This window comes from Pirellulales bacterium (assembly GCA_019694455.1).
GTDB lineage: Bacteria > Planctomycetota > Planctomycetia > Pirellulales > JAEUIK01 > JAIBBY01.
Genome location: JAIBBY010000001.1, coordinates 212,446 through 226,538 on the forward strand (window position 1 = coordinate 212,446; position 14,093 = coordinate 226,538).

The 14,093-nt window shown below is 61.2% G+C and carries 9 protein-coding genes; 3 read left to right on the forward strand and 6 right to left on the reverse strand.

The features are described 5' to 3' along the window. Position 1 precedes the first annotated feature (1 nt). On the forward strand, positions 2–1,093 hold the full coding sequence (locus K1X71_00870) for a protein arginine kinase (protein ID MBX7071670.1): 1,092 nt from the start codon (positions 2–4) through the stop codon (positions 1,091–1,093). Here K1X71_00870 and K1X71_00875 read toward each other — a convergent pair. From K1X71_00875 to K1X71_00885, 3 genes are read right to left on the reverse strand one after another with little or no spacing between them, the layout of a single operon-like run. Further along, positions 1,090–1,713 (reverse strand): hypothetical protein, encoded by a 624-nt coding sequence (locus K1X71_00875; GenBank protein MBX7071671.1) that lies wholly within the window; start codon positions 1,711–1,713, stop codon positions 1,090–1,092. The genes K1X71_00870 and K1X71_00875 overlap by 4 nt on opposite strands. Beyond that, entirely contained in the window at positions 1,713–2,732 is a 1,020-nt protein-coding gene (locus K1X71_00880; GenBank protein MBX7071672.1) for a hypothetical protein, read from the reverse strand. The genes K1X71_00875 and K1X71_00880 overlap by 1 nt, the downstream gene beginning before the upstream one ends. Positions 2,733–2,738: 6 nt before the next feature. Next, positions 2,739–3,719: an ATP-grasp domain-containing protein gene (locus tag K1X71_00885; protein MBX7071673.1), complete on the reverse strand. Its 981-nt coding sequence runs from the start codon at positions 3,717–3,719 to the stop codon at positions 2,739–2,741. Between the two features lie 82 nt (positions 3,720–3,801). Between K1X71_00885 and K1X71_00890 the strand changes: the two genes are divergently transcribed. Both K1X71_00890 and K1X71_00895 read left to right on the forward strand, forming a co-directional pair. Beyond that, entirely contained in the window at positions 3,802–6,069 is a 2,268-nt protein-coding gene (locus K1X71_00890; protein MBX7071674.1) for an oligopeptide transporter, OPT family, read from the forward strand. Between the two features lie 47 nt (positions 6,070–6,116). Beyond that, entirely contained in the window at positions 6,117–8,150 is a 2,034-nt protein-coding gene (locus tag K1X71_00895; GenBank protein ID MBX7071675.1) for a S46 family peptidase, read from the forward strand. Between the two features lie 43 nt (positions 8,151–8,193). Here K1X71_00895 and K1X71_00900 read toward each other — a convergent pair whose 3' ends face one another. The 3 genes from K1X71_00900 to K1X71_00910 all read right to left on the reverse strand — a co-directional run bounded on the left by K1X71_00900 (position 8,194) and on the right by K1X71_00910 (position 14,073). Next, complete coding sequence (locus K1X71_00900) at positions 8,194–10,668, reverse strand: DUF1549 domain-containing protein (GenBank protein MBX7071676.1); 2,475 nt, start codon at positions 10,666–10,668, stop codon at positions 8,194–8,196. A 48-nt stretch (positions 10,669–10,716) separates the two neighbouring features. Next, the gene (locus tag K1X71_00905; protein MBX7071677.1) at positions 10,717–12,915 is read right to left on the reverse strand and encodes a PPC domain-containing protein; all 2,199 of its coding nucleotides are present in this window, start codon (positions 12,913–12,915) and stop codon (positions 10,717–10,719) included. A gap of 288 nt (positions 12,916–13,203) precedes the next feature. After that, entirely contained in the window at positions 13,204–14,073 is an 870-nt protein-coding gene (locus K1X71_00910; protein ID MBX7071678.1) for a TIGR00730 family Rossman fold protein, read from the reverse strand. Positions 14,074–14,093: the final 20 nt, after the last annotated feature.

Here is a 14,093-nt window from a genome sequence, read left to right on the forward strand (position 1 = left end):
GATGTCCGATAAGAAGTTAGAACTGGATTATCTGGCGCACACCAGCGGCGAATGGCTTCGCGGCGCGGGGCCCCAGGCGGACATCGTGATGAGCAGCCGGATCCGTCTGGCGCGCAATCTCGCCGATTTTCCGTTTATCAGCCGGGCCAGCGAGCCCGACCGCACCGAGATTGAAAAGACGCTGCACGACGCGATCCTGCAAAGCGAACTGGCGGGCCGACTGGGCTACCTCGACGTCAGCCGCCTGGAGGGGCTAGACCGGCAATTCCTGGTCGAGCGGCAGTTGATCAGCCGCGAGCACGCCGACAGCCAAGGGGCGCGCGGCGTGGCGCTCGACGAGGAAGAACGCGTCAGCCTGATGATTAACGAAGAAGATCATCTGCGCATCCAGTGCATGCACAGCGGGCTCGATCTGGAGCGCGCGTGGGACGAGATCAACCATATCGACGACGTGCTGGCCGAGCGGATCGCGTTCGCCTTCAATCCGCGTCTGGGCTTCCTCACCGCCTGTCCGACCAACGTCGGCACTGGGATGCGCGTGAGCGTCATGCTACACCTGCCTGCGCTGGTCATCACGCGGCAGATCGAAAAGGTCTTTCGTTCGTTACAGAAGATCAACTTGGCGGTGCGCGGGCTTTATGGCGAAGGCTCGCAGGCCATGGGCGACTTTTATCAGATCAGCAATCAAATCACCTTGGGGCGTTCTGAGCCTGATTTGATCAAACAGGTTGGCGACGTGGTGCCGGTGATCATCGACTACGAGCGCAAGGCCCGCGATGTGCTGATCAAGGAAGGCCAACAGAATCTGCACGATCGCGTCAGCCGCGCCTATGGCATATTGCGCAACGCGCAGACCATCAGTTCGGAAGAGACCATGCACTTGCTTTCCAGCGTCCGCATGGGAGTCAATCTGGGACTGATCCAAGACATCGAAATCCCGATGATCAATCAGCTCTTCATTCACACCCAGCCGGCGCATTTGCAAAAGCTGCGTGGTGTGGAGCTCGACACCGCCGACCGCAACATCGAGCGCGCGCGTTATCTGCGCAGGCACCTCAATCGCGAAGATGGCAACGACGCCAGTAAGAACTAGCGATCGCTGGATTTTTCCGGCATCGCAATCAACCGCTGCTCTGCGAAAGCATCATCCCGCAGATTGACGACTCTCACTGTCGTCCAACTGGCGGCGACCCTCGGAAAGCATTCGTCAACAAGTCCGGCGGCGCTGGCGGCTGGCATCGTTGAGGCTTGTGGCGCTAATCGCGATTTGAGCAAAACGAGCTCGTCGGCGCTGGCGGCGATCGCCACGCGCGCCGCAATCGAGTCGCTTGTGGCGCCCCACGAATGAGCAAGGCGAGCGCCGGCAATGGACGGCTCAATCGTGGCGAGAAAGTCGACCACATCCAGGATCATGACATTGGTCGTCTCGCGGGTCGCCACTTGCCAATCCGAGATCACGGGGCGCTCACCGATCAACTCGGCGAGTAATCGCGCGGTGACCGACATCGCCTGCACGGCCAATTGATGCGCCTGTTCGGCGCCAAGCTGATGAATCTCGTCGTAGCCGCGCACCGCGTCGGCCAGGCGTCCGCCCCCTGCAATGAAAATAAACTGGCTGGGAACTTGCGCGCTCTGCCAGCGCCGCAGGCGAATGGCGAGGTCGGGCAGTTCCAACAGGCTGCCCCCCACTTTCACCACGCGTCGTTGCAGCATCACCAATCGGACTCAGCTAATTGCGCGACCGCAAAGGCGGGCGCGCAGCGTGAAAGCTCGCTTCCCAATTTTGCGGCCAGCGAGATCGTTTCCAACTCGGCCCAGACGTACCGGCCCGCCGAGGATGAAATCGCCTTTTGCAGCAGAAATTCTCCTTCGCCAGAAATCACTAATAGCCGTGGCGACGGCATCGACTCGATCGCACGGTTCATGGCGCCGACGATCTCTTGCACCTGCGCCGATTCAATATGCCAGGCCGCGCGCATGGCGTCGTGCATGGCGTACGCATCGTGGTCGAGGCATAGCATGCGCGCCAAGCGATCGCGAGCAAACTCATGCGTTGCCGGTCGGCCGTCCGCAGTGCATGTGTCGGCAGCGCACTCGGGCAGGCGCCCCAGCATCAGATATGCATCGAGCGTTGTCGCGAATAGTTCTCGCGCTATCGGCAGCAGTTCGTCGCCATAAGGCAGATGCGTCACCAGCGAACAGATCGGCGTCCGCGAGGCGCCGGTGTAGACCAGTTCGCCCGAACGCAAGCGTTCCAGGTCGGTCGATCCGCGCGCGGCAAGTCGCCCGTCGATTAGCGGTATCAAGTCGCAGGTCGTGGACCCCAGGTCGGTCAATAGCACCGGACCACGCGCGAACAGCGTGCCGACATAACGCGCCAGCGCGTGCCAGTTTGACGCCGCAGCCATTTCGGGATGTTCGCGTGTCAGCTTGGGGGGCGCCAACATTCCATCGGTATGATAAATGCGAACTTCGCGATCGCCGGCCGCCTCGACCAGCGCGTCCACGATCCAACGAACTCCCTCGGCCTTGGTGCGAAAGCAATCCGCCAGTTCTCCGGTCATGGTCGCCGCAACACGCGAACACTGAGGCGCCGCGTCGATCAATTGGCGGATCGCCTGAGCCAGGCGATCTGGCTGGCGCCACAACGGAAAGTGCTGGTGAGCGCACCAGCCGGCCTGCGACGCCGCCTTGAGATTGGCGCCGCCGATGTCGATTCCTAGTAGTTCCATGCCACGCTACACCGAGTCCAATGCCATTTTGCCGTCCGCCGCAAAGCGCGGCGCCTCGGGTCGAAAGCCTAACAGGGGACGATCGCCGCCCGCAATCCGCAGCATCCAATCGGCCAGGTTCCCCTCGGCGATGGTTCGCAGGCCAACATAGGAGGTCGTGAGCCTCGGATTCAGTTCGACCACTCGATCCTGATCGCTGCTGGCGCCCAACACCAGATCGACGCCAATCCAGCCGCGCGGCCGATCGAGCGTGGCGACCGCCCGCGCGGCCAGTCGAAATGCTCTTTTTTGCAGCGCTCGCGACGCGATAAACTCGCCGCCCAGATAGGCGAAATCGGCCGCTAAGGTCTGACGGCAGGGAGGCAGCGGATGACAGCCTTGGGGTCCGCATAAGAAACTCACGCTCGCCGCGACGCCCTGCAATAATTCCTCGACGCGCCAGCGCCGACCGTCGTCTGTAGCCGCGGCAAGCTGATCCCATGAGTCAATTCGCCGCAAATCTTGAGAGCCAGCGCCATCGCACGGCTTGACGATGGCCGGCAAACGGATGGCAAGTTGGTGGGGCGCCGCATCGCCAATCAACCTTCCGCTGGTGGTCGGCACTCCGTTAGCCGCCAAATGTTCGCACATGGCGTGCTTATCCGACATCAGACCAATCATGTCGTCGCGGCAGGCCAGCAAGTATCCACCCGCGGCGCTTGCACGACGGCAATAGCGAAGCAGCAAACCATCGAGTTCTGGCGCTACGACAATCGACCAATCGGCTCGGGGCGCCTCGCGAGCGAGAAATTCGTCTGGCGCTTGGCCGTTGCATTCAACCACGCGATGCCCCGCCGCGATCAGATCGGCCTGCAGCGCGTCGCGCATGGCCTGGCCTTCGTGCGCCAAGCTGGGGGGGGGCGGAGCGGCGTACACCGCGTTCCAACCGTCAGTCACAAATTCGAACAGTAGGATGCGCAGCCGCGGATTCAATGGTTGTTCGCACAATCGAGGTGGTTCTCAACGTGCGAGGATTGTACAACATGGGTCGAATCTCGGCAGAAGCCCACCCGTGCCAAGGAATCGATGCATGGCGGCGCAACAAACGATCGACAAACCCAAGTCGCCTCCCAAAGAGGTCACGCCCGCGCATCGGCCCTTTGTGGCCGACAATGAAGTGCTGCCTGAATTTACCTGGCAGGCACTGATCTTGGGATCGGTGCTGGGAATCTTGTTTGGCGCGTCGTCGCTCTATTTGGTTCTGAAAGTTGGCCTAACCGTCTCCGCATCGATCCCCGTGGCGGTGCTGGCGATCACGCTTTTTCGCGTATTCTCGCGAATCACGGGGACGCGCCGCGCCACCATCCTGGAAAACAACATCGTCCAAACCACGGGCTCGGCGGGCGAATCGATCGCCTTTGGCGTTGGCGTGACCATCCCCGCGCTGATGCTGCTCGGCGGTGAGATGGAGTTTTTGCAGGTGATGACGGTCGGCACGCTGGGCGCCCTGTTGGGCATCTTGATGATGATTCCGCTGCGGCGCGCGTTCATCGTCAAGCAACATGGCGTGCTGACGTATCCCGAAGGCACTGCCTGCGCCGATGTGCTAATCGCCGGTGAGCAGGGGGGGGCGACGGCCGCCACGGTATTTACCGGCTTTGGTCTGGCGTTTGTCTACAAGTTTTTGACGGCCGCCATGGGGTTGTGGAAAGAGGTCGTCAAGCTGCCGCTGGTCATGCTGCAAAAGTCCGAGACGGGCGCCACTACGCAGATCGGCCTGCGAGGCGGAGCGCTGTCTGGCGAATTGTCGCCAGAACTGTTGGGCGTAGGGTACATCATCGGTCCGCGGATTGCCTCTTTGATGCTGGGCGGCGGTGTGCTGGCCTGGCTGGTGATTACACCATTGATTGTCTTGGTGGGGGCCGATCCCGCAGCGCAAGACACCACCTCGGATCAATTTCTGGGCATGGTGCGCGAGAATTACGTGCTTTACATCGGCGCAGGCGCCGTCGCGACCGGCGGCATCATCAGCATGATTCAGGCCTTGCCGATGATCTTTGGCTCAGTGGCGAGCGGGCTGCGCGACATGCGATCTTCGTTTGGCGGCGCCGAAGCCGCCGTCACGCCGCGCACGGCGCGCGATCTGCCGATTTGGGTGACAGTATTGGGGAGCATCGCGCTGGTCTTGATACTGACCGCCGTGCCTGGGTTGGGCCTGGGATTTAACCCGCGCGGCATTGCTGGCGCGCTGTTGATTGTGCTCTTTGGCTTTCTTTTCGTCACGGTCTCCGCGCGATTGACCGGGGAGGTCGGTTCGTCGTCGAACCCAATATCTGGCATGACCGTGGCAACTCTCTTGCTGACATGCCTCATCTTTTTGGCCATGAACGAGCGCGGGCCATCGGCAACCTTCACGGCGCTAATGGTGGCGGCCGTTGTTTGCATCGCCGCCAGCAATGGCGGCACCACGGCACAAGATCTCAAGACCGGCTACCTGGTGGGGGGCACGCCACGCTTACAGCAATACGCCATCGTGATCGGGGCGCTCACATCGGCCAGTGTGATTGGCGGAATCTTGATCCTGATGAACAGCGCCGGCACGGTCTGGTCGGCCGATCCTCGCAACTTGCCCAACTACCGGGTGCCCGACGTCACGGCTCTGACGCGCATGGAACAGCCGGGAGGGGAGCACGCCGCCAAGGACAAGAACAGCTACCACGTTTTATACGTTCGGCAAAAGGAAATCGAAGGCGTCCCCGCCGGAAAGTACCTGGTCGACAATTCGGGACAGATTCGCTATCTCGTCGACCCCGCAATCAACGGCCGACTCACGCAGCGCGACGACGGCACTGCCGTCGCGCGTTTTGAGGCGCCCAAGACGCGCCTGATGGCGCTGATAATCGATGGCATCTTGAACCAGCGTCTGCCGTGGACTCTGGTGCTGTTAGGGGCTTTGATCGCCATCACGCTGGAACTGGCGGGCACGTCATCGTTGCCGTTCGCGGTCGGAGTGTATCTGCCGCTTTCGACTTCGGTTCCCATCTTCATTGGCGGCGCCTTACGGTGGGTGGTCGACAAACTCCATGGCCGATCGGCTGCCGAAGCGGAAATGAGCCCTGGGGTATTGCTCAGTTCGGGCTACATCGCGGGGGGCGCCATCGCCGGCCTATTGATCGCGTTCATGGCCTTGCTGCCGAAAGCACCAGTCGACATCGCCAAGTCGCTGCGCATGGAAGAACGTTTGCCCGCCTGGTGGCATGCCGCCTATGGACCGGAATATTTGGCGCTAGGCATGTTCGCCTTGCTGTTGATCTGCCTCTTTGTCGTTGGCCTCAGAAAGCAACGGAACACGAAATGAATTTGTCTGCTCTGCTTATTCGATCGCTCCTATTCTCCGCTATCGTCATGACCGCCAGCATCACCTACAGCGACGAAGGCATGTGGTTGTTCAACAACCCGCCTCGCCAATTGCTCAAGGAAAAACACAACTTCGAAGTCACCGACCAGTGGCTCGAACATTTGCAGAAGTCGTCGGTGCGTTTTAACAGCGGCGGCTCCGGATCGTTTGTCTCCTCCAACGGGTTGGTGATGACCAACCATCACGTCGGCGCCGACGCCTTGGCCAAGCTCAGCACGCCCGAGCGCGACCTGCTGCAAGAGGGCTACTACGCCACCAAGCCGGAGGACGAGATCAAGTGCCATGACCTGGAGTTGAACGTGCTGATGAGCATTGAGGACGTGACGGCGCGCGTGAATGAAGCCGTAAAGGCCGACATGAGCGCCGCCGACGCGCAGGTTGCTCGGCGCGCCGTGATGAACACGATCGAAAAGGAGTCGCTCGACGCCACCGGCCTGCGCAGCGATGTGGTGACGTTGTACAACGGCGGCCTCTATCACCTGTATCGCTTCAAGAAGTACACCGACGTGCGGCTGGTGTTCGCGCCGGAGAAGCAGGTCGCGTTCTTCGGCGGCGATCCTGACAACTTCGAGTATCCGCGCTACGATCTGGATGTCACCTTCTTTCGCGTTTACGAAGACGATCAGCCCGCCAAGATCGAGCACTTTTTGAAGTGGAGCGAAGCGGGCGCGGGAGATGGCGAACTGGTGTTCGTGTCGGGCCACCCCGGCCGGACCGATCGGCAGAACACGGTGGCGCACCTTGAGTTTCTGCGCGATCGGGTGCTGCCGATTTCGCTCAACACGATTCGCCGCCGCGAAGTCAATTTGCGGATGTATTCTGAAAACAGCAGCGAAAACGCTCGTCAAGCGGAGGACGAGTTGTTTGGATATCAGAACAGCCGCAAGGCGCGGTTAGGTCAATTGGCCGGGCTGCAAGACCCCGCCTTCATGAGTCCGCTTCGACAGAACGAACGTCGTCTGCGCGAAGCGGTGAATAAGGATCCGAAACTGCGCGAGGCCGCGGGCACAGCCTGGCAGGATGTCGAAAAGGCCATCGCGGCCTGGGAGCGGCTTTACACCGAGTACACGCTGCTCGAACAAGGTCACGCCTTCAACAGCGAGTTGTTCAATTTCGCGCGCACCTTGGTGCGGCTGAGTGAAGAAGCAGGCCGCCCCAACGAAGAACGTTTGCGCGAATTCCGCGAATCGAACCTGGAATCGCTCAAGCAGCAACTGTTCTCCACCGCTCCGATTTATAAACCGTTGGAGATCGCCAAGTTGGCCGATTCGCTTGGCATGTGGATGGAGCGAGCCGGCGCCGAGAACGAACTGGTTCAGCAGGCGCTAGCCGGCGCATCGCCGCAAGAGCGCGCCGCGGCGCTGGTGAACGGCACCGCTCTCGAAGACGTCGATCTGCGCAAGAAGCTGGCTGAAGGCGGCGCCGACGCGCTGGCGGCCCAATCGACTGACCCGATGTTGGGACTTGCCCGGCTGGTCGATTCCGCGGCCCGCCGCGTGCGCAAGAATTACGAAGAGCAAGTGGAAGAGCCGCTGCGGCAGGCCTACGCCAGAATTGCCAACGCGCGGTTTGCCATTGAAGGCACCGACACTTACCCTGACGCGACTTTCACGCTGCGACTGGCCTTTGGCACGGTGCGCGGCTATGAGGAAGGCGGTCAACAAATCGCTCCCTGGACGACGCTCGGCGGCACTTACGAGCATGCGGCGGCCCATGGCAGCATGCCCCCCTTCGACCTGCCCAAGAGTTGGCTCCAGCGCAAAGACCGGTTGGACCTCACCACCCCGTTCAACTTTGTCAACACGGCGGACATTATCGGCGGCAACTCAGGCAGTCCGATCGTAAACAAATCCGGCGAGGTCGTGGGCATTATCTTTGACGGCAACATCTATTCGCTCGTGCTGGCGTATGCGTACACCGACGAGAGGGCGCGGGCCGTGGGCGTTCACTCCGCGGGCATCACCGAGGCGCTCAACAAAATCTACGAGGCCAGCGAGTTGGCGAACGAACTAGGGCACTAACTGAGCCGCTGGGGGCAGGGGCGCCATCAAACGGCAATCGCCTTTAATGCTGGAACAAGAACTCCTTGGAATTGAGCACTGCCCAGCAAACATCTTCCAGCGCCAAGAGTCGCTCTGGCTGCGCGGCGATGTGCCTTTCGGCCGCCGCCAATTCAGCGTCGCTGGGTCGGCGACAGAGCGCCGCTTGATACAACTCAATGACGATGTCAGAGTTGGTCTTGCCCGCCTCGGCTAGCGAGCGGATGCGATTGTTCCTGTCGATCAGCTTGCCATGCACGAGGGGACCATTGATCATCTGTAGCGCCTGCGACAAGTTCGATTCGCTCGACCGTTCGCATTGGCAGGCCATCTCGCGGGCGGGTTGTCCAAAGACCTTGAGAAACGCGTGATCCATATCGGGGCTGGGCAGTTCGGTCGCGCGCGTGCCAGCAGGCAATCCGGCGTACTTCTCGGCGACGCCTGTCACGCTGCAAATCGCATCGAGCAATTGCTCGGCGCTGAGCATGCGGGTTTTGGCGTGCGAAAAGTATTTAACGTCGTTCTTGTTAAAGTCGTTGGCGCGGGCGCTGAGTTGATAGGTGCGGCTATTGAGGATAACGCGAATCACATGCCGGCGATCAAACCGATGTTCGATGAAGTCCTTGGCCAGCGCGTCCAGCAAGGCCTCGTTCGATGGCGGATTCGACGCGCGGAAATCGTCGACCGGTTCCACAATGCCGCGTCCCAGGAGATAGCCCCACAGGCGATTGACCTCTGCTTTGGCGAAAAAGGGGTTGTCGCCGCTGGCCAACCAAGAGACGAGCGCTTCGCGGCGATCTCCCTCGGCAGGCACTTCGGCATCGCCGACCAGCGGCAGCCACGGCGGCATCTGCTTGCCGGTGCGCGGTTGGACTACCTCGCCGCCGCGCGCGACCCACACCACAAGCTCTTCGGGCTCGGCCGTCGGCTTGCGCTGCACTCGATTGAAGAAGGCGCCGATGCCGTAGTAGTTGTCCTGCGTCCAGCGCTCAAACGGGTGATTGTGGCACTTGGCGCACTGGATGCGAATGCCGAGAAATAGCTGCGCGGTCGTCTCGGTGCAGTCGTTGGTGTCGGCGGCGGTGCGATAGTAGTTGGCGGCCGGGTTGTCGAACGAACTGCCAGTAGCGGTCAAAAGCTCGCGAACGAACTGGTCGTACGGCATGTTGTCGCGCACCGCCGCGACAATCCAATGGTGGAACTTCTGCACCCCCCTGGCGGTCACTTTCTTGGCGTTGAGTCGCAGCAGATCGCCCCATTTCAGGGCCCAATACTCGGCGTGTTCGGGGCGCTGGAGCAGGGTGTCGATCAGCTTTGCCCGTTTCGCCGCGTTGGCATCGGATAGAAACGCCGCCGATTCGCTGGGCTGCGGCAACACACCGAGCAAATCGAGATAAACACGCCGCACGAATTCTTCATCGGTGCAGAGATCTGATGGCTGAATTTCCATCTGCTGAAGTTTGCCGAACACTTTTTGATCGACGTAGTTGCTTGCTGGCGGGGCGCTCCAGGCGAAGTTTTCGACCTCCTTGAGAAACATCAAATAGGAGGTTTGCATGTGCTCCAGATAGCGGACCAGAATCGCCGATTCGCCCCGGTCCTGCGCCGTCACATGCCCCAAGTCGTCCACGGTCGCCACCGCCTCGTCCGAACTTGAGAACGAGGCCAACTCGGTCACATCGCGCACGCTGCCGTCGGAGAAATGGGCCAGCACAACAATCTGCTGCGTGTGCGCGGGATATTTGAGCACGCGCTGCGGCGGGTGGATCTCAATGCCAGTGCAGGTGGGGGCGTCGGGCGCGTCGGCCTGCAGCCCTTCGGCGATCCAGTCGCGCAACACCGCGTAGCTGGCGTCCGTCTTTCGCAGGCGGCGCCCGCCGCCATGCGGCATTTCCATCAGGGGTTTGCGCAATAGCAAGCTGGCGTCAGGATCAAAGACGTTGGTTCGCCGATTGAAGACTTCGCGCACCAAGGTCTCTGTGTCGAGCACCGGATCGTAGGCGCGCAGCGAGAGGCGGAATCCCCCCTTGCCGCTGGGCGAACCATGACATGCGCCGGAGTTACAACCTTGCTTGGTGAGCGCGACGAGCGTGCCGTATTGAAACGAAACCGGCTCGGGCGATTCCTGGCGACTGACCTCGCCGGCGACCTGCGCCTCCTTGCCGGCGGCGCGAATCAGGATGGTCGCCGCGCCGTTGGCGACCGGCCGCGCCACGCCTCCGGCAATGGCCACCACATTCGGGTCGGATGAGATCAATTCGGCGGCGCGCGTCAGGTCCACGACATCGCCATTGGCATAGAAACCGGTGACCGCAAAGCGCATTCGCCGGCGAGGCAAATCGAGCCGAAAGCTGGTGGGGTAGACTTCGATCCGCTCCACGGCGCCAACGACCGGCGCCGCCGGGGTGGCTTCGTTCGCGGTGGCCCAAGCGCCAAACGCCCCATGGATCGCCAGACACACCGGCAGCCATCCCAGGCCAGAAGATCGAGCAACGCGCATATCCTTGATCCCTTCCTTGTGCCACCGATTCCGTCCTGGCCGGTGGCTCTACGGCATCGTCACTTCCAGTTTCGCGGGTGAGCTTTCGACCACGATGTCGCGCCCTTGCACCTTGGTGCTGGCGACCACCAGCACGTTCTCGACGGCGCCAACCATCGAGTTGGCGGCGGTGGCTAGCTCAAGGTCCACTTCGTTCTGGCCGGCCGGTATCGTGGCGCCTGTTGGCGCGGTGACGCCCAGCGGCAAGTTCTTCCATTCCAAGGCGATCGCCTCCGCAGCGCCTCCGTCGCGCACCGCACGCACCTTAGCTTTCAGCTTGTCGCCAGCTTTGACGGCGCCCGACAACTCAACAGTCACCACCAAGGGGGGCGAAACGCGCAAGGGGATTTGATCGAGCACCACCCGCTTGGGCTGATTCTGGTGCGCCGCCGTGCCAACCAGCCGGATTCGCATCTCGCCTTCGACCAGCGTTGCGGGGCCCTTCAGCGTAATTTGCTGTTCGGCCTTATCCTTCTCGATGGGCTTCACGTCGGCCGTGATCTCGGGCGGCAAACCCTCAATGCTTAAGGCGATGGCGTCGTTGAAGCCATTCAGTTTCTCGGCCTTGACCGTGAAGGTCGCCGTGCCGACCAGTTGCGGCAGGCGGATGGCGCCTTCGGCCACGCTCAACTTGAAGAAATCGGGGAACACCGGTCCCACGCCAATCCCTAGCGAACCAACCAACGGTTCAGGAGGATATGGAAAGCCGCTGAACAGTCCTTTGAGGGCCGCGGTGTTCTCAGCCCGCGCGGAAAAATCTTTTTCGCCGATCTTGGCATGTCCCACGACCGCGACGGTTCGCCAATGGCCAGGTTCCAATCCGGCGCCGGCGGTCGCCTGTATCACGACTTCATTTTTCCCTTCAGGGATGACATTGTTGGCCAGCGCGATTCCGTCGCCATTTTCCAGCGACAACGTAATTGGCCCGTTGTAGTCGAAGCGTGTGGCCGTGACCTTCGCGACAAGCACGCCTCCCTGGGGGACATCAAACTTGTCTCCCTCCACACTCAAAGAGAACCCAGGCTGATAGGGGGTCGCCTCGATGCGATACGATTGATCGGCGCCACCGCGATGATGAAGATCCTCAACCATCAGCCGGTACGTGCCCGCCTCGGCGAATGTATGGTTGATTTGCCCCTCGTCGGCGCCGTTGTCATCCACTTCGGCCAGCAGCGCGCCATCGGCTTTATACAGCCGCAGGTAAAGATCGGTCGGCGAACCCAACTGGCGAGTGCGTCCGGCAAAGACCCAGCGCTGTCCGGCCGCCACATCGAACTGATAAAAGTCGCGATCCTTGGCAGCCAAAAAGCGACCGCTAATGGCGCCGGGCAAAGAGAGGATCGACGACTGCTCCGCGGCGTCGTTGGGTTCGAACTCGATCTGCTCACTTGCCTGGCTGGCTACCAATGTTCCGAATGAGCTTCCAGCGCCGTCCGGGTAGCGAAAACCAACCGCGACTTGGCCGCCCGGCGGAACGCTGGGGACGTTCACGGCGACTCGCGGCGCTCGTTCGATGGCCTGTCCGGCCGCTGAAACCAACGCCGTTGTGCCTTGCCGAGCCGCCAAGGGGACGGGCGTTGTAACTAGCGGAAAGTCGCCCACGCGCATGCGATAGCGATGGCCACCGCCTCCTTGATAGCGAATATCGCGAACTTCGATCAGGTAGGCGCCATCGGCGTCAAACTGATGCGTTAAGCGACAATCGGCTCCGCTGCCCCCCTCATCATCGCTGTAGGCCAATTCCTTGCCGGACGAGTTCAACACCCGCACCACGGGATCGAGCGGAAAGCCAAGTCGCCGCGCGAAGACTTCGATCGAAATCCGTTGGCCAGCGTGCGCGTTCAACTTGTAGAAGTCGAAGCTTTCGGCCTCGCTGGCGCCATCGACAGCGACGGGCAAGGTCAACTCTTGGGCAGTTTCGACCGACTTGTTTTGCCCGTTATCGGTTACGGTTGGCAAGTCGTCGATCATGACCAGCCGTAGACTGGAAATACCCTGGCCGGTGGCAACGCGGATTGCCCCCACTTGCGGAGCAATGTCGGCCGGCAGCGTGACTCGATAGGTAACTTGATCCGGCTTGGTCCCGTTGCCTTCAATGCCCGGCGCGACTTCGATCTGGCCGCCGAAGCTGGACCAAACACCCGTTGGAGCCGCCAGCGCTGCGCCGCGCAGTGTGATATCTGTGGCCTTGCCCGGCGCGACGGCCAAAGGGTCAGTGTACCCGATCGAAGGAGGTTGTGCGGGCGCTGCAATCGGTGTGAGGCACGCAGCCACCAAAGCAAGTGCGAACGGTGTGCGCCAGATCAACGCAGCGTCTCCTAACAAAGTAGGGCGGAAGGGGGACGCCCAGCGGGTGCGCCGTGGCTTGTCCGATGTGTCAGCCTACGATCCGGGAACACATGCACAGATGGTAATGTGTGGATATGGCGGCGTCAAAGAAAATTGGCCACTTGCGGGCGCCAAATTCACCCCCGCGCAACAAGCCGCGTTTGCCGACTAACCCTCGGTCGTTTCGGTGGGCGGTTGCTTGGGCGGATTGGCATAGAACTCGAGAATCGCGTTCCATGCCTCGGCTGGGGCATCGGCGTATTGCATCAGAGTCAGATGCTCGTCTTGAATCGCCCCTTCATCCGCCAGGTATTGAAAATCAATCACGCGCCGCCAGTACTCATTGCCATACAAAATGATGGGGATGTGCTGCATGCGATTGGTTTGTCGCAGCGTCAGGGCATCGAAAAGCTCGTCGATCGTGCCAAACCCACCGGGAAACACGACCAGCGCTTTGGCTCGCAACAAGAAGTGCATCTTGCGCATCGCGAAATAGTGAAACTGGAAGCACAGCGACGGCGTGATGTAGGGATTGGGAGACTGCTCCGACGGCAGCGTGATGTTGAGGCCGATCGACTTCTGCCCGACGTCGAACGCGCCGCGATTGGCGGCCTCCATAATGCCCGGCCCGCCGCCGGTGACGACAACGAACTCGCTGTGTTCCGAACTGTTGGTGATCAAACGGGCTAGTTCTCTGGCCTCGTCATAGTAATGGCTCTTGTCAACCGTTTTTTGTCGCCGCGCCACGGCGCGTGACAACATTGGGTTATGTGGATCGGCGGCCAATGCGCGCTCGGCGGCGGCCAAAAGACCCTCAGCATGACGCCGCTCGACAATTTGCGTGCTGCCAAATATCACGACGGTGGAATCGATGCCTTCGTGACCAAAGGCCAATTCTGGTTTAAGCAGTTCCAACTGCATGCGGATAGGACGCAACTCCGGCCGCGCAAGCATCTCCAAGTCGCGTTGGGCCAGCACGTAGCTGGGCGATGCATGAATCGCCTCCAGATTGCGGCGAGCCATCTCGTCGTCGGTCAACTCATGAGCCGCGCGCCGGG

Excerpts from the sequence above, each read along its gene's own strand:
- K1X71_00880 (MBX7071672.1), bottom strand. The coding sequence starts at position 2,732 with ATGGAACTACTAGGAATCGACATCGGCGGCGCCAATCTCAAGGCGGCG.
- K1X71_00870 (MBX7071670.1), top strand. The coding sequence starts at position 2 with ATGTCCGATAAGAAGTTAGAACTGGATTATCTGGCGCACACCAGCGGC.
- K1X71_00875 (MBX7071671.1), bottom strand. The coding sequence starts at position 1,713 with ATGCTGCAACGACGCGTGGTGAAAGTGGGGGGCAGCCTGTTGGAACTG.
- K1X71_00895 (MBX7071675.1), top strand. The coding sequence starts at position 6,117 with ATGACCGCCAGCATCACCTACAGCGACGAAGGCATGTGGTTGTTCAAC.
- K1X71_00900 (MBX7071676.1), bottom strand. The coding sequence starts at position 10,668 with ATGCGCGTTGCTCGATCTTCTGGCCTGGGATGGCTGCCGGTGTGTCTG.
- K1X71_00890 (MBX7071674.1), top strand. The coding sequence starts at position 3,802 with ATGGCGGCGCAACAAACGATCGACAAACCCAAGTCGCCTCCCAAAGAG.